This window comes from Fusibacter sp. JL298sf-3, assembly GCF_053842995.1.
This window is the reverse complement of record NZ_CM132608.1, coordinates 2,196,094-2,212,812: the sequence shown is the minus strand read 5'-3', so window position 1 is coordinate 2,212,812 and position 16,719 is coordinate 2,196,094. Positions and strand designations below refer to the sequence as shown.

The following is a 16,719-nucleotide window of genomic DNA, read 5'->3' as shown; positions in this document are numbered from 1 at the left end:
TAAAAAAATGTCAAATGAAACATACAATGCTGACCAGATACAGGTCTTAGAAGGTCTCGAAGCAGTGCGCAAGCGCCCGGGGATGTATATTGGTTCGACGAGCAGCAGGGGCTTGCATCATCTCGTCTATGAGATTGTAGACAACAGTATCGACGAGGCACTCGCAGGTTTTTGCGGGCGCATCAAGGTGGGCATACACGACGAGAACATTATCACAGTAGAGGACGACGGGCGCGGTATGCCAATCGATAAGCACGCAAAGATGGGGATACCGGCAGTCGAGGTCATTCACACGGTGCTACACGCCGGCGGTAAATTCGGCGGCGGGGGGTACAAAGTGTCCGGAGGACTTCACGGCGTCGGCGCCTCCGTTGTCAACGCCCTTTCAGAATGGTTTGAAGTCGAGGTTAAGCGCGACGGCAAACTGCATAAAATAGGTTTTGAACGCGGTATAACCACGACCCCTTTACACGTCATCGACGAATTGAGTTCAGGGGAGATTACCGGTACCAAGACGACTTTTAAAGCGGACCATTTAATTTTTGAGACACTGGACTACGATTTCGGCGTCTTGGAGTCTCGTATAAGAGAACTCGCCTTCTTAAACAAAGGCATAGAGATTGTCATATCCGATTTTAGAAACGGTTTGGACAAGACGACGAGGTTTCATTACGAAGGCGGTATTAAGGAGTTTGTCTCTTATCTCAACATCAACCGTCAGGCGATACATGAAGATTGCATCTACATTGAGCAAATTAATGAACAAAACACAGTGGAAATTGCCCTGCAATATACAGATGGGTATTCTGAAAATATTTTCTCTTTTGCTAACAATATCAACACGCACGAGGGGGGAACCCACCTCGTGGGATTTAGATCGGCACTGACGCGTGTGGTCAATGAGTACGGACGGCGAAAAAACATCATTAAGGAAAAAGATGAAAACCTCTCCGGTGAAGATGTGCGCGAAGGGGTTACTGCCGTTATTTCCGTTAAGCTTGAGGAGCCTCAGTTTGAAGGACAGACCAAAACCAAGCTGGGCAATAGCGAAATGCGAGGCATCGTGGAAACGGCCACAGCGGATATGTTGCACATTTATTTAGAGGAAAATCCGACGCAAGCTAAGTTGATTGTCGAAAAATGTCTCATTTCTGCTAAAGCGCGACAAGCGGCTAGAAAGGCCCGTGAGTTGACGCGACGAAAAGGGGCGCTCGACGGCTTGACGCTCCCCGGAAAACTTGCAGATTGTGCTGAGCGCGATCCGATGAAGTCGGAGCTCTACATCGTCGAAGGGGAGTCCGCCGGTGGTTCAGCTAAACTCGGACGCGACCGAAACATACAGGCGATTTTACCGCTAAAAGGTAAGATTATGAACGTAGAGAAAGCCAATTTGACGCGTATTTTTAACTCTGCTGAAATCAGAGCGCTTATTACAGCACTGGGCTGTGGGTTTGGAGACGATTTCGACATCGAAAAACTCCGCTACGGCAAAATTTTCATCATGACCGATGCCGACGTCGATGGGGCGCATATTCGGACGTTGATTCTAACCTTTGTCTTTAGATTTATGAGACCGCTTATTGAGCAGGGCCATATTTATATTGCCATGCCGCCACTTTACAAAGTGAAAAAGGGTCGTAGCATTCACTATCTGTATTCCGATAGAGAACTCAACAACCTTTTGGCTGAAATCGGTAGAACGGGCATTTCAATTCAGCGTTACAAAGGTCTCGGTGAAATGAACGCTGAACAGTTATGGAGCACGACGATGGACCCTTCTGTTCGGACGATTATGCAAGTGACCATAGACGACGCTATAGAGGCCGACTTGATTTTCTCGACGCTGATGGGCGAGAAAGTCGAGCCGAGACGTGCTTTTATCGAGCAAAATGCGCGATACGTTAAGAACTTGGATATCTAGGAGGAAACGACAGTGAGTGATGAGCAAAATAAAATAGACGCGGGTCAAGAGATTGTAGAGACCCAAAATGCCAATGAAACTGTGATCCTTGTAGATGTTATGGAAGAAATGAAAAAATCCTACATGGATTACGCCATGAGCGTTATCGTCAGTAGAGCGCTTCCCGATGCGAGAGACGGTCTTAAACCCGTCCACAGACGGATTCTATACGCCATGAATGAAATCAATTTTACACACGATAAGCCCCACAGAAAGTCGGCGCGTATCGTCGGTGAAGTTATCGGTAAGTACCACCCGCACGGCGATTCATCAATTTACAACGCCATGGTGCGTTTTGCGCAGGACTTTTCCATGCGCTACTTACTCGTCGACGGCCACGGAAACTTTGGCTCCATAGACGGTGACGGCGCAGCGGCAATGCGTTATACTGAAGCGCGTATGACCAAGCTTTCAGGAGAATTGTTAAAAGATATTGATAAAGAGACTGTGGATTTTAGGCCGAACTTCGACGAGAGTGAAAAAGAACCGGTTGTATTGCCGAGCCGTTTTCCAAACCTTTTGGTCAACGGTTCAAATGGTATTGCCGTCGGGATGGCGACATCTATTCCGCCGCACAACTTAAACGAAGTCATCGATGGTGCCGTTATGTTAATCGACAATCCCGAGGCAGATGTCTTTGATTTGATGGAGATAATCAAGGGACCGGACTTCCCGACAGGTGCGGAAGTAATGGGCATTGAGGGCATCAAACGCGCTTACAGAACTGGTAGAGGCCGTGTCATTTTAAGGTCAAAAGCCGATATTGAAGAAATGAAAAACGGCAAGTCGAGCATTATTGTAACGGAAATTCCCTACCAGGTGAACAAGTCCAAACTGATTGAAGGCATTGCGGATCTCGTAAGAAATAAACGCATTGAAGGTATTACAGACCTGAGAGATGAGAGTAACCGCAACGGGATTCGCATTGTAATTGAACTGAGAAGAGACGCCAATGCGAACATCGTGCTCAATCAGCTTTACAAACACACCCAGCTGCAAATATCGTACAGCATTATTTTACTGGCGCTGTTAGACGGCGAACCGAAAGTGCTGAATTTAAAACAACTGCTGGTGGCGTATTTGGCGCATCAAAAAGAAGTGGAACGCAGACGCGTTCAGTACGATTTGCGAAAGGCCAAGGAACGCGCACACATTTTAGAGGGGTACAGAATCGCCATCGACAACATCGATGAGATTATTAAAATTATTCGCTCGTCCTATGATGACGCGGAACCGCGTTTAATGGAGCGGTTTGAGCTCTCTGAAATTCAGGCGCGTGCGATTGTCGACATGCGTTTGAAGCGCCTTCAAGGCCTCGAACGAGAGAAAATTGAAAACGAGTACAAAGAGCTTCTTAAATTAATCGATTACCTCAACAGTTTGCTTGCAGACGAGGCGTTGCTGATGAACATCATTAGAGAAGATTTGCTTAGAATTAAAAAACAGTATGGCGATGAACGTCGATCAATTATCAGCATCAACCCAGATGAAATCGACTACGAAGATTTAATCGAAGAAGATGAAGTGGTTATTACACTGACAAATGCCGGGTACATTAAGCGGGTTTCCACCGGTGAGTACGTCTCACAAAAGAGAGGCGGTCGCGGCAAGACGGGGCTCTCAACGCGAGAAGAAGACTTTGTCAAAGAGATTATCACCACTTCGACACACGACTACCTCTTGTTCTTTACAAGTGTCGGGAAAGTGTACCGCATTAAGGGCTACCACATCCCAGATGCGTCGAGAACGTCAAAGGGAACGGCTATTGTCAACCTTCTGCCGCTTGAGCCCGATGAAAAAGTCACGGCGGTTGTGCCGGTGAAGAACTTTACCGAGGGGTATTTGGCATTCTGTACGAAGCACGGTGTTATTAAGAAGACCACGGTTGAACAGTTTGATACCTCGAGAAAGACGGGCTTGATTGCCATTAATCTCAACGACGATGACGAACTCATATCGGTTAAGCGCACCCAGGGTGAAGACGACCTCATTGTGGTGACAGCCAAAGGAAAGTCAATTCGATTTAACGAATCGGATGTAAGACCGATGGGTCGTTCGGCTACAGGGGTACGTGCTATTAAGTTAAAAGGCTCCGACCACGTGGTTGAAATGGATATTGTCACCGAGTCCGGTAAGTTGTTGGTTGTCTCTCGTAACGGTTACGGTAAGAGAACAGAGCTTTCCGAGTACAGACAACAGACGAGAGGCGGCAGCGGTATTATCACTTACAATCTCTCCGGAAAAACCGGCGATCTTATAGGTGCTAAAGTTGTCGACGACGCCGATGATTTAATGATCATCAATGATTCCGGCGTTCTTATAAGAATTCGTATCGAGGACATCTCGGTAACGGGTAGAAGTACTTCCGGCGTTAGATTGATGAAGGTAGATGACGAAACCCATCTCGTGTCCATCGCTAAAATTGCCGATTCAGAAGATGAAGCGACAGAGGAGACCGATGAGGCGGAGGCGTAAACTTTTGAGCCGCTTATCATGATTTTTTTAAGAAATTGTAGTATAATATCAGATAACGGAAAATTAGCGATTTCAGGGTAGGTATTATGTGACCTACCTCTGAAACGCTTGTATTCAAATTCTTATCTATAGAATTGAGGGGGAAGTTATGTCATTAAAAATGAATTCTGTCTACAATACGTCCAATGCAAATTGGGAAGTAGAATTAATTGGTGAAGTCGATATCCATTCAAAGGGCATTTTAAAAGAAAAATTAACAGAACTCAATGAAGAAAAGCAGTCTGACTTTGTCTTTAAATGCAATCAGCTCGAGTATATTGACAGTACAGGGCTAGGCGTTTTGATTGGCTTTTATAAGAATGTCAAAATTAACGAGAAAACGGTCTACTTTGAAGAATTAAAGCCGAGCATTGTCAAAATCTTTTCTTTAACCGGTTTAGACAAAATTTTTACTATACGTTAATTCATAAAAAAGGTGGAATTAAAAATGGGTGATATCGTAAATATTTCTTTACCAAGTAAACCAGAATACGTAAGCGTTGCGCGCTTGACGGCATCGTTTATAGCAAGCCAAATGAACTTCGATATCGAGGCGATAGAAGATATTAAACTCGCCGTTGGCGAGGCGTGCAACAACGCTGTGTTGCATTCAGGTACAGATGAAACTTACGAGATGAATATTATCAACGATGAACATGAAATGACAATTGAAATCATCGATAAAGGAAAAGGGTTTGAAATCGACGCCTATACAGCGCCGTCTATAGAAAACCTTCAAGAAAATGGTATGGGACTTTTTATCATCCAGTCGTTAATGGATGAGGTGGTTATCAATACAAACGATAGCGCAGGTACCAAAATTGTAATGAAAAAGACGGTTGAATAAAAATCTTCTAGAATTAGGGGCTGATGTTCATGGATAAAAAAGATGGAATTAAAGAAGAGTTTCATTTAACTGTAAAGGACCTGATGGCTATGGGTACGAAAGATCTTTTCTACCTTTACAGAGATACACGTGATATGACTGTGAGGAATGAGCTGATCAAACGTCACATGTACATTACTGAAATTCTTGCAAAGAAATATATTAACAAGGGCATAGAGTACGAAGACATCTATCAGGTGGCATCCTTAGGACTTATTTATGCGATTGAACGCTTTGATGTCGATAGGGGATTTGAATTTTCCAGTTTTGCCACACCGACAATTATCGGTGAAATCAAAAAGTATTTTAGGGACAAGGGATGGTCTGTCAGAGTCCCAAGACGCATTCAAGAACTCTCTAAAAAAATCAATGTTGCAAAGTCGAAGTTACAGCAAGATTTGCAGCGTATACCGAAGGTAAAAGATATTGCAGAATATCTCAATGTTTCTGAAGAAGAAGTCATCGAAGCGATGGAGGCCTCTCAAGTGTACACGCCGAAATCTTTGGATTTAACTTACGACGCTTCAGGGGACGACAAGGATATTCAGCTTCAGGATATCATCGGTAGAGATGACAAGTATTTTGATATTATAGAAAACAGAGACTTTATCAGCATGTGTCTGAAAAAACTTAATGAAGTGGAAGTTAAAATCGTAAACGATCGATTTTTTGATAATAAAACACAAATACAAGTAGCAGATGAACTCAATGTATCACAAATGACCGTTTCAAGAATGGAAAAAAAGATCATTAAGAAGTTTCGGAAAGAACTCCACAAACTCAATGAAATATAATCTAGGTGAACAATGGGGAAAATGTTAAGTATACAAAAAAAGTTTAGAAATATTTTAATGAGCATTATTGTAATGCTCTTTATTTCTATCGGTCTACTTTTTTACATCTTTGTCACGCGTGAAATCGATGAGAAATATATAAGTATTGCAAATGATGGTATTGATAGAACCGGGGCGATGCTCAGCGATATCATAGAAGACGCTCAGCAAGGGCTTCATCTCATAGACGCTTACAGCACTACAGAAAAAGAGCTCTCACACCTGCTCAATATCGTCTATCAAACGACATCTGAAGTCTCAACAGTCTATATTGGAATGGAAGACGATACATTTGAAAACTACCCTTCTCGCAACATGCCCGCAGGGTACAAGCCAACAGTGAGAGACTGGTACAAAGCCGCCATGAAAAATACCGCTGAAACCGTGTGGTCAGAGCCCTATATCGATGCGGGGACGAAACAACTTACAATTACAGGGTCGAGGGAAATTATAGATAGCAACGGGGGGCAAGGCGTTGTCGGCATCGACATTTTACTGAACGATTTGAGCAAAATTGTCGACGATGTGACAATCGGCGAAAACGGCTATCTAATGCTTCTAAGTGCCGATGGAAAGATTATAGCACATCCGGCGTACGATTATCTGGGAACGGCATTTGATGCGTATGCGCCGATTAAAACACCGTTTAAAGATCTTTTAAGAGAAAACGAAGAAAAAGACTACATTGTGCTGACGGAAGACAGTGAGGTTTCCGGTTTGAAGATAGTCGCTGTTATCTCTAAAGCCGATATTCTCAATGACCTTTCTGCGATTGTCTACATGGCGTCAGGCATCTTTGTCATCTTTCTAATCGTGTCGGTAATCGTTTCTAACTTCTTTTCCCAAAAGCTGACGAGACCCATTATCGAGCTCGTCAATGCCACTGAAGAAGTAGAGAAAGGGAATTACGAGATACAGTGTTATTCTGAAAGTCGCGATGAAATCGGCCGTTTGGTGGTCGGTTTTAATAATATGCTCAATAGCATTCGAAACAACCACGTTGAAATGCAGGCACTTAACGAGCAATTGACCGCCTCAGAAGAAATTTTAAAATCGCAATACGACGCGCTTCTTGAGAACAATGCGTTTATTAAAAAGAGTGAAAATCGCTATAAGTTTATTTTTGAAGCGTCAAAAGAAGGTCTTTGGGATACAGATGAAGGTTACAACTTCTATTATTTGACGCCTAATTGGTACCGAACATTTGGTATAGATACAGAGGCGTCTTCATATGAAGAATGGAAAAATCGGATACATCCTGACGATCAGATGACGGAGCAGCACGCCATAGAGAAACACTTGCTGGAGAAAACAGATCATTTTAAATGTGAATACCGAGTTAAAGACAGTCAGGGGCAGTATAGGTGGATTGAAGTCATCGGCAAGTCTCGTCACGATGATGACGGAATATTTTTGGGGTTGACGGGATCACATCTCGACATCACAATGCGTAAAGAATATGAGCTGCGCATCTTGGATATGGCTTATAAAGACGATTTGACCCAACTGTACAACCGCACGTATTTTCAACAGTACTTAACTCAGTACCTCCAAGAAAATCGAAAAGGCGCGTTGGTGTTTACCGATATTGATAATTTTAAACATATCAACGACATCTACGGACACTCTTTTGGAGACGAGGTGCTGAAGCAATTGGCAGGGCGTTTGGCTCAATTGTTCAGCGATGAGAAAAAATATGTATTGGCGCGTTTTAGCGGCGATGAGTTTATTCTGTTGATAAAAGACATTGACGATAAGCCAACCATTGAATTTATTATGCATGCGCTTTGTAAAGAAATCAAAAGCACCATTTACTATGGCAACAAGTTCTTTCAAGTGTCGGCGAGTACCGGTGTAACGTTGTTTCCAAGCGATGGTCGAGACATGCAGACGTTGCTTCAAAATGCAGATATCGCGATGTACTATGCAAAGCGGATTTCTAAAAAAGATTTTTACTTCTATGACAATGAAATAAAGAGCAAAGCTGTTCTTGAAATCCAACTGGAGAACAACCTAAAGAGTGCAATAGAAAATAAAGAAATCAAGGTACATTACCAGCCAATTGTGTCGTCGGATAAGGGCGCTGTCTCTTCTTTTGAGGCACTTGTCAGGTGGCAGATGCAGGACGGTTCATGGATTTACCCAGATGTGTTTATTCCTATTGCTGAAAAAACAGGACTCATCAACGAAATCGGTATAATTGTCTTTGATAAGGCTTGCGCTTTTTTAAGTAAAATGAACCAAAGGGGTACTGGCGCTTATAAAGTGGCCATTAATATTTCAGTTGTTCAGCTTATGGAAGAACACTTTGCCAATAAGATTATGGCCATAACAAAAGAACATGGGTTAGCAAATGACCAAATCATTTTAGAGATTACTGAGAGTATGACTTTAGAGGCCAATGAAAATATTATCGCCAAGCTGTACTATTTGAGAAATCATAAGTTTGGCATCGCCCTAGACGATTTTGGAACCGGATACTCTTCTTTTAGAAACCTTATTGGGTTGCCTCTTTCCAGCATTAAGATGGATAGGAGCATTGTACAAGAGTCAATTTATAATGAAAATGTCAACAAGTTGTTGACTTCTATTGTCGACTTTGCCCATAAGAGTAATATTGAAGTGGTTGCAGAAGGCATCGAGGACGCCACTTACTACAAAACAGCAGCATCTATGAAAGCGGACTTTATGCAAGGTTATTTCTTTGGTAAACCGGTTTCTGAAATGGACATAGAAGCACTTATTGAAAGCATTGATGAAAAGAAAGTGGATTTAAACGGATAATGTAGCTTAATAATTCAAGCCCCCTCTACATACAATAACCAAGTGGTTATGTGTAGAGGGGGCTTGTTGTTTAGAGGCTAATAAAGCCGATCTTCTCTTTGACGCGTTTTAAAACAGGTGCTGAAACAGCTTCTGCCTTTTCTTTTCCTTCACGTAGAACATCATAGACCTCACCAGAGGCGATAATCTTGTTAAAACGTTCTTGGACGGCGGCAACTTCTGTTTGTACGACTTCAACGAGGTCTTTTTTCAGTTGCCCGTAACCGAGGCCTTCGTATTTGGCTTCGAGTTCTTCTATAGTATATGGACTAAACTGGCTATAGATGGTCAACAAGTTGCTGACCCCAGGTTTGTTTACGAGATCGTACTTAACGACGCCGTCGCTGTCAGTGGTCGCCTTCATAATTGCTTTCTTTATCTTAGCCGGTTCGTCTAAAAGCGTAATCTTCGACAGTGGATTGGGATTGCTCTTGCTCATCTTTTGTGTTGGGTCATCTAAAGACATGATACGCGCCCCCTGTTCGACTTTTGAAATGATGGGCTCGGGAACGACAAATGTTTCGCCGAACTTGTTGTTAAATCGGATGGCGATATCGCGCGTTAATTCAAGATGTTGTTTTTGGTCGCTTCCCACGGGGACATAGTTGGTATCGTACAATAGGATGTCGGCGGCCATGAGCAGTGGATAGGTGTAGAGACCAGTGGTCACTGATTGATTGCCGGCTGATTTGTCTTTAAACTGTGTCATCCGATTGAGTTCACCCATATATGAGAAGCAATTGAGCAGCCAAGCCAGTTCAGCATGTGCCGGTACTTGGGATTGTATAAATAAGGTGGCTTTGTTTGGGTCGATGCCTATAGCCAAGTACAGAGCTGCTAAGTCGACAATACTCTTTTTAAGTTGTTCTGGATCTTGTGGCACTGTAATAGAATGAAGATCGACCACACAGTAGAAACATTCTTTTTCGTCCTGTTCTTTTACAAAGTTCTTCATAGTAATATAGTTGCCAAGATGGATTTGCCCAGTAGGCTGGACACCTGAAAATACTCTCTTCATAGTTATTTTTCCTCCGTTTGAACCCATTATAATATTATTGAAATTTAGAGTCAAGCTAAGTCTAAAAGCACTTTTTAATTATAAAATTAAAAAAGTTGTTGACTTTTACGATCGATTATTGTATTATAAATGAGTCGCCACTTGCTGAACAAGTCGGCGCGACACACTAGAATCTTGAAAATTAAACAGTGTAAATGCAAGAAAAACCAAACGTCAAAACCTACTCGGAGCAATCTGAGAAGAGTGATGAAAAACGGAAAAACAAATGCAAGTTAGCTCGTTTTGAGGTAACAGGCGTCAAACATTATAATTAAGAGTTTGATCCTGGCTCAGGATGAACGCTGGCGGCGTGCCTAACACATGCAAGTCGAGCGAGAAGAAATGGAATGCGGTTTCGGCCAAATGAAGTTTTGGAAAGCGGCGGACGGGTGAGTAACGCGTGGGCAACCTGCCCCATACAGAGGGATAGCCACTGGAAACGGTGATTAATACCTCATACTTCGCACGGGACACATGTTCTGAGCGACAAAGATTTATCGGTATGGGATGGGCCCGCGTCTGATTAGCTAGTTGGTAAGGTAACGGCTTACCAAGGCGACGATCAGTAGCCGACCTGAGAGGGTGATCGGCCACACTGGAACTGAGACACGGTCCAGACTCCTACGGGAGGCAGCAGTGGGGAATATTGCACAATGGGCGCAAGCCTGATGCAGCAACGCCGTGTGAGTGAAGAAGGTTTTCGGATCGTAAAACTCTGTCCTAAGGGAAGAAAAAAATGACGGTACCTTAGGAGGAAGCCCCGGCTAACTACGTGCCAGCAGCCGCGGTAATACGTAGGGGGCAAGCGTTATCCGGAATCACTGGGCGTAAAGGGTGCGTAGGCGGCTTAGCAAGCCAGGGGTGAAAGGCATTGGCTCAACCAATGTAAGCCTTTGGAACTGTTAAGCTTGAGTGCAGGAGAGGTAAGTGGAATTCCTAGTGTAGAGGTGAAATTCGTAGATATTAGGAGGAACACCAGTGGCGAAGGCGACTTACTGGACTGTAACTGACGCTGATGCACGAAAGCGTGGGTAGCGAACAGGATTAGATACCCTGGTAGTCCACGCCGTAAACGATGAATACTAGGTGTCGGGTGTCAAAGCTCGGTGCCGCAGCAAACGCAATAAGTATTCCGCCTGGGGAGTACGCACGCAAGTGTGAAACTCAAAGGAATTGACGGGGACCCGCACAAGTAGCGGAGCATGTGGTTTAATTCGAAGCAACGCGAAGAACCTTACCAGGTCTTGACATCCCTCTGAAGTAGCCTTAGCCGGCTATGTCTTTCGGGACAGAGGAGACAGGTGGTGCATGGTTGTCGTCAGCTCGTGTCGTGAGATGTTGGGTTAAGTCCCGCAACGAGCGCAACCCTTATGTTTAGTTGTTAACAGGTTAAGCTGAACCCTCTAGACAGACTGCCGTGGAGAACACGGAGGAAGGTGGGGATGACGTCAAATCATCATGCCCCTTATGATCTGGGCTACACACGTGCTACAATGGTCGGTACAACGGGCAGCGAAGGGGTGACCTGGAGCGAATCCTAAAAAGCCGATCCCAGTTCGGATTGTAGGCTGCAACTCGCCTACATGAAGTTGGAGTTACTAGTAATCGCGGATCAGAATGTCGCGGTGAATGCGTTCCCGGGTCTTGTACACACCGCCCGTCACACCACGGAAGTTGGGGGCGCCCGAAGCCAGTGGCCTAACCGTAAGGAAGGAGCTGTCGAAGGTGAAATCAATGACTGGGGTGAAGTCGTAACAAGGTAGCCGTATCGGAAGGTGCGGCTGGATCACCTCCTTTCTAAGGAGTAAATAGACATTTACACTGTTTAATTTTGAGGGTTCTAGGAACTTTCAAAACAAGATGTAGACTTGAATGAGTATTCGTCACTTTCTTTCAGAAAGTGCCTCACACGAATTCAAGACTGTCGTCTTAGGATGCTAGCGCATCCCTCGAAATTTGCACTGCAAATTTCGTGAATTAGTATCTTGAAAACTGTATATATAAAGAACCGACTATTAAGTTAGTAAAAAAGCAAGCATTGAAAAAACAATGTAAGCCAAAGTAAAAACTCAAACTCAAAAGTAAGGTCAAGTTACTAAGAGCATAGGGTGGATGCCTTGGCACCAGGAGCCGAAGAAGGACGTGGTAAGCTGCGAAAAGCTACGGGGAGCTGCAAGCGAGCGCCGATCCGTAGATGTCCGAATGGGGGAACCCACCTAGAGTAATGTCTAGGTATCCATGACTGAATTCATAGGTCATAGGAAGGGAACTCGGGGAACTGAAACATCTAAGTACCCGAAGGAAGAGAAAACAAAAGTGATTTCCTAAGTAGCGGCGAGCGAACGGGAAACAGCCCAAACCCAAGTCTTCGGACGAGGGGGTGTGGACAGTATATCAAGTAGAAGGTACCCTAGCCAAAGGACTTGGGAAAGTCCGCCGAAGCGTGTGAGAGCCACTTAGGCGAAAGGGGAAGATCGAACGTACTGATCCGGAGTACCACGGAGCACGTGAAACTTTGTGGGAAGCAGGCAGGACCATCTGCCAAGGCTAAATACTACCTGGTGACCGATAGCGCACAGTACCGTGAGGGAAAGGTGAAAAGAACCCCGGGAGGGGAGTGAAAAAGAACCTGAAACCCTATGTTTACAAGCAGTGGAAGTTCGTTAAAGAACGACCATGTACTTTTTGTAGAACGGGCCAACGAGTTACGTTATGCAGCAAGGTTAAGCGCTTCAGGTGCGGAGCCGCAGCGAAAGCGAGTCTGAATAGGGCGAATAAGTTGTATGGCGTAGACCCGAAACCGGGTGACCTATCCATGTGCAGGGTGAAGCGAGGGTAAAACCTCTTGGAGGCCCGAACCCATATCTGTTGAAAAAGGTTGGGATGACATGTGGATAGCGGAGAAATTCCAATCGAACCCGGAGATAGCTGGTTCTCCTCGAAATAGCTTTAGGGCTAGCCTTGAGTTAAGAGATACGGGGGTAGAGCACTGAATGTCCTAGGGGCTTTCACCGGCTACCGAAGACTATCAAACTCCGAATACCGATATCTTTTACTCAGGAGTCAGACTATGTGTGATAAGATTCATAGTCGAAAGGGAAAGAGCCCAGACCATCAGCTAAGGTCCCAAAATGCAAGTTAAGTGGAAAAGGATGTGGGATTGCACAGACAACTAGGATGTTGGCTTAGAAGCAGCCACTCATTTAAAGAGTGCGTAACAGCTCACTAGTCGAGTGATCCTGCGCCGAAGATTACCGGGGCTAAAACTTGCTACCGAAGCTATGGAATTGTTTAGACAATTGGTAGAGGAGCATTGTGTGAGAGGTGAAGTAAGATCGCAAGGACTTATGGATATCACACAAGAGAGAATGTTGGCATGAGTAACGAGAGACGGGTGAGAATCCCGTCCGCCGAAAACCTAAGGTTTCCTGAGGAAGGTTCGTCCGCTCAGGGTAAGTCAGGACCTAAGCCGAGGACGAAAGTCGTAGGCGATGGACAACAGGTGAAGATTCCTGTACCACCGAGACCCGTTTGAGAGAAGGAATGACACAGGAGGTTATGCTGAGCATGCGAATGGAAGAGCATGTCCAAGCAGCGAGTCTGTAGCGTAGGCAAATCCGCGCTACTGAGGATGAGCTGTGATGGGGAGTGAACTTAAGTAACGAAGCAGCAGATATCACACTGTCAAGAAAAGTTTCTATCGAGGGAGCAGGTGCCTGTACCGTAAACCGACACAGGTAGGAGAGTAGAGAATACTAAGGCGCGCGAGAAAACCATTGTTAAGGAACTCGGCAAAATGACCCCGTAACTTCGGGAGAAGGGGTGCCGGATTAGGTTTAGAGCTAGATCCGGCCGCAGAGGATAGGCCCAAGCGACTGTTTACCAAAAACACAGGTCTCTGCTAAATCGAAAGATGATGTATAGGGGCTGACGCCTGCCCGGTGCTGGAAGGTTAAGGGGAAGTGTTAGTTTAGGCGAAGCACAGAACTGAAGCCCCAGTAAACGGCGGCCGTAACTATAACGGTCCTAAGGTAGCGAAATTCCTTGTCGGGTAAGTTCCGACCCGCACGAAAGGCGTAACGATTTGGGCGCTGTCTCAACAATGGACTCGGTGAAATTGTAGTACCGGTAAAGATGCCGGTTACCCGCAGCTAGACGGAAAGACCCCGTGGAGCTTTACTGCAGCTTGGCACTGGATAATGGTATATGATGTACAGGATAGGTGGGAGACTAAGAATATAGGACGCCAGTCTTATAGGAGTCGCTGTTGGGATACCACTCTTTGTATACCGTTATTCTAACTATGGACAGTGATCCTGTTCTAGGACAATGTCAGGTGGGCAGTTTGACTGGGGCGGTCGCCTCCTAAAGAGTAACGGAGGCGCCTAAAGGTTCCCTCAGCGCGGTTGGAAATCGCGCGAAGAGTGTAAAGGCAAAAGGGAGCTTGACTGCGAGAGAGACATCTCGAGCAGGGACGAAAGTCGAGCTTAGTGATCCGGTGGCACCGCATGGAAGGGCCATCGCTCAACGGATAAAAGCTACCCCGGGGATAACAGGCTTATCTCCCCCAAGAGTCCACATCGACGGGGAGGTTTGGCACCTCGATGTCGGCTCGTCTCATCCTGGGGCTGAAGTAGGTCCCAAGGGTTGGGCTGTTCGCCCATTAAAGAGGCACGCGAGCTGGGTTCAGAACGTCGTGAGACAGTTCGGTCCCTATCTGCTGTGGGCGTAGGAAATTTGAGAGGAGCTGTCCTTAGTACGAGAGGACCGGGATGGACAAACCTCTGGTGTATCAGTTGTTCTGCCAAGAGCACTGCTGAGTAGCTAAGTTTGGAAGGGATAAGCGCTGAAGGCATCTAAGCGCGAAGCCCCCCTCAAGATGAGATTTCCCATCTTTTAATAGAGTAAGACCCCATGAAGATAATATGGTAATAGGCCTGAGGTGTAAGTGCAGCAATGCATTCAGCTGACAGGTACTAATAGGTCGAGGACTTGACCACGCTTTAGAGTAAGAGGATTTATCGGTTCTTATATATACAGTTTTGAAGGTACTAACCTTCACAGTTTCATAGTTAAGCAATTCAGTGACGAAGGCGGAGGGGCAACACCTGTTCCCATACCGAACACAGAAGTAAAGTCCTCCAGCGTCGATGGTACTTGGCGGGCAGCTGCCTGGGAGAGTAGAACGTTGCTGATTAAAAAAAGAGCTCATTTCGATAGCAGAAATGAGCTCTTTTTTGTAGTATGCTAGTGTTTTTTGCCTTGTTTTCGACATTTTCACTACGTGAAAACGACTTCGTTGCCCTTGTTCGTCGGGAGTTTTAATGCTTTCATACAATCAGTTTTTACTCTTCAAATTTGACTACTTGGATGTGTCTGAATATAGGCAGCAGATACAGCTAGGTCTGTGATTATGAAGCTCTCTAGTAAATATCCTTATCAAGAGGTGTATAAAAATGTATCCGCTTAGAGTCGTAACGATTGATAAATTGGCGCTTGAATCACTTGAGTGTATCGAGTGGTTTATTAATTGAACCAACCATTGTGATTTTTGAAACTTAGTTGAGAATAATGGGCTGCCCTATTCAAACACTCAGCGGATACCATTAGGAGAACGGAGAAAAAGATGCCCTTTTCAATGACACACCTTTCAATTGCTCATGCCATTACTTTGAAGTCCAATAAGATAAAAAACACATCTGATTTTATGCTAGGTGCTATTGCGCCTGATGCTATACATTTTAGAGACGATTTTACCTACGATATGAAAAAACAAAGTCATTTTCGAAATCTGGCCCCCCTTTCCGACTGGAAAACCAAGCCACAATGGGTAAGGGAGTGGCTAGTCAATACCACAGGGAATCTGGTCACCTAGATTACGAGCAATACCGTATGCACCCTGATATCGATAGCATTCTGAATCATATTAAGGCTGCAAATGCTCATGACTTTTCACCCTATGGCAGAGCAGAAGAAGTTGAAAAACTGAGACAAGCCGTTTTATACGAGTGGTACCTTGATAGGGAACTGGGTGATGTGGACAATCATCAATACGTGAAAAGAGACCTTATGAACACCTTTATTATCAATACGAGTGAGGCTGTCATTGACCTTCTGAATTTATAGAAGAGATCGAATCAAGCTCTGCAAGTCAATCAACACAGACAGATTCATCTAGTAGTTACGTTGTACATGATATCGAAATGTTTAAGCAGAGTGACTCTAGGTGGAAAAATGATCCCCTTACTCCCCATTACAACACTAGGAAAACTATTGGTTCTCATGGTTGTGCAATTACTACATTCGGTAACCTCTTAACTGCACTTAAGAATTCTGCACATACGCCACCTATTGTAAATTTGAAGGTAGTCACAACACCGAGTGGAGATTTTGATTATGCTCTTGCTGCTAATGCATGGTATGAGAATTGTGTGTAATAGTGTGTGATGTACTTGGCTGAAATGTGGACTTAATTGGTTTAATTCATGAAAAAGTTTCTGAGTCATTTGCAAAAGATTATATCCTTGGTACACTAAGTCTGGATGTTCCACCAATGGTGAGGGTAAATTAATAGCTATGGATATACTCACTTCTTCTCTGTCTATGCTTACCAGAACGGGCAATACTATTCCTGTTAACCAGTCTT

8 protein-coding genes, 3 rRNA genes and 1 pseudogene are annotated in these 16,719 nt (G+C 44.6%); 11 read left to right on the top strand and 1 reads right to left on the bottom strand.

Annotated features, from left to right (window positions below; translation table 11 throughout):
• Window positions 1–7: 7 nt before the first annotated feature.
• The 6 genes from gyrB (at window position 8) to ACR6HW_RS10520 (ending at window position 8,977) form a co-directional block, all read left to right on the top strand.
• Window positions 8–1,921: a DNA topoisomerase (ATP-hydrolyzing) subunit B gene (gene gyrB, locus ACR6HW_RS10545; protein ID WP_455727687.1), complete on the top strand. Its 1,914-nt coding sequence runs from the start codon at window positions 8–10 to the stop codon at window positions 1,919–1,921.
• A gap of 51 nt (window positions 1,922–1,972) precedes the next feature.
• Complete coding sequence (gyrA, locus tag ACR6HW_RS10540; protein WP_455730878.1) at window positions 1,973–4,435, top strand: DNA gyrase subunit A; 2,463 nt, start codon at window positions 1,973–1,975, stop codon at window positions 4,433–4,435.
• Between the two features lie 148 nt (window positions 4,436–4,583).
• Window positions 4,584–4,898, top strand: coding sequence for an STAS domain-containing protein (locus tag ACR6HW_RS10535; protein WP_455727686.1), 315 nt, complete (start codon window positions 4,584–4,586; stop codon window positions 4,896–4,898).
• Window positions 4,899–4,922: 24 nt separating this feature from the next.
• A complete protein-coding gene (locus ACR6HW_RS10530; protein WP_455727685.1) occupies window positions 4,923–5,321 on the top strand; it encodes an ATP-binding protein in 399 nt (132 codons plus the stop codon).
• 29 nt (window positions 5,322–5,350) lie between these two features.
• Window positions 5,351–6,154 (top strand): SigB/SigF/SigG family RNA polymerase sigma factor, encoded by an 804-nt coding sequence (locus ACR6HW_RS10525; protein WP_455727684.1) that lies wholly within the window; start codon window positions 5,351–5,353, stop codon window positions 6,152–6,154.
• Between the two features lie 21 nt (window positions 6,155–6,175).
• Complete coding sequence (locus ACR6HW_RS10520) at window positions 6,176–8,977, top strand: EAL domain-containing protein (RefSeq protein WP_455727683.1); 2,802 nt, start codon at window positions 6,176–6,178, stop codon at window positions 8,975–8,977.
• Between the two features lie 70 nt (window positions 8,978–9,047).
• Here the strand turns inward: ACR6HW_RS10520 and trpS are convergent, their stop codons facing one another.
• A complete protein-coding gene (gene trpS, locus ACR6HW_RS10515) occupies window positions 9,048–10,034 on the bottom strand; it encodes a tryptophan--tRNA ligase (RefSeq protein WP_455727682.1) in 987 nt (328 codons plus the stop codon).
• A gap of 306 nt (window positions 10,035–10,340) precedes the next feature.
• Between trpS and ACR6HW_RS10510 the strand changes: the two genes are divergently transcribed.
• The 5 genes and pseudogenes from ACR6HW_RS10510 to ACR6HW_RS10490 all read left to right on the top strand — a co-directional run bounded on the left by ACR6HW_RS10510 (window position 10,341) and on the right by ACR6HW_RS10490 (window position 16,199).
• Window positions 10,341–11,870 (top strand): 16S ribosomal RNA (locus tag ACR6HW_RS10510).
• A gap of 288 nt (window positions 11,871–12,158) precedes the next feature.
• Window positions 12,159–15,073 (top strand): 23S ribosomal RNA (locus tag ACR6HW_RS10505).
• An 80-nt stretch (window positions 15,074–15,153) separates the two neighbouring features.
• Window positions 15,154–15,270 (top strand): 5S ribosomal RNA (gene rrf, locus ACR6HW_RS10500).
• Together the 16S, 23S and 5S rRNA genes form the textbook arrangement of a ribosomal RNA operon.
• A gap of 121 nt (window positions 15,271–15,391) precedes the next feature.
• Window positions 15,392–15,543: pseudogene (locus ACR6HW_RS10495) on the top strand (IS1380 family transposase); the annotation flags it as partial.
• Window positions 15,544–15,899: 356 nt separating this feature from the next.
• Window positions 15,900–16,199, top strand: a complete 300-nt coding sequence (locus ACR6HW_RS10490) for a hypothetical protein (protein WP_455727681.1) — start codon at window positions 15,900–15,902, stop codon at window positions 16,197–16,199.
• The last annotated feature ends 520 nt before the right edge of the window (window positions 16,200–16,719 follow it).

What these genes read in the sequence shown, in the direction of transcription:
- gyrB (WP_455727687.1), top strand. Translation starts at nt 8, where the DNA reads ATGTCAAATGAAACATACAATGCTGACCAGATACAGGTCTTAGAAGGT.
- ACR6HW_RS10535 (WP_455727686.1), top strand. Translation starts at nt 4,584, where the DNA reads ATGTCATTAAAAATGAATTCTGTCTACAATACGTCCAATGCAAATTGG.
- ACR6HW_RS10530 (WP_455727685.1), top strand. Translation starts at nt 4,923, where the DNA reads ATGGGTGATATCGTAAATATTTCTTTACCAAGTAAACCAGAATACGTA.
- ACR6HW_RS10525 (WP_455727684.1), top strand. Translation starts at nt 5,351, where the DNA reads ATGGATAAAAAAGATGGAATTAAAGAAGAGTTTCATTTAACTGTAAAG.
- ACR6HW_RS10520 (WP_455727683.1), top strand. Translation starts at nt 6,176, where the DNA reads ATGTTAAGTATACAAAAAAAGTTTAGAAATATTTTAATGAGCATTATT.
- trpS (WP_455727682.1), bottom strand. Translation starts at nt 10,034, where the DNA reads ATGAAGAGAGTATTTTCAGGTGTCCAGCCTACTGGGCAAATCCATCTT.
- ACR6HW_RS10490 (WP_455727681.1), top strand. Translation starts at nt 15,900, where the DNA reads ATGGGTAAGGGAGTGGCTAGTCAATACCACAGGGAATCTGGTCACCTA.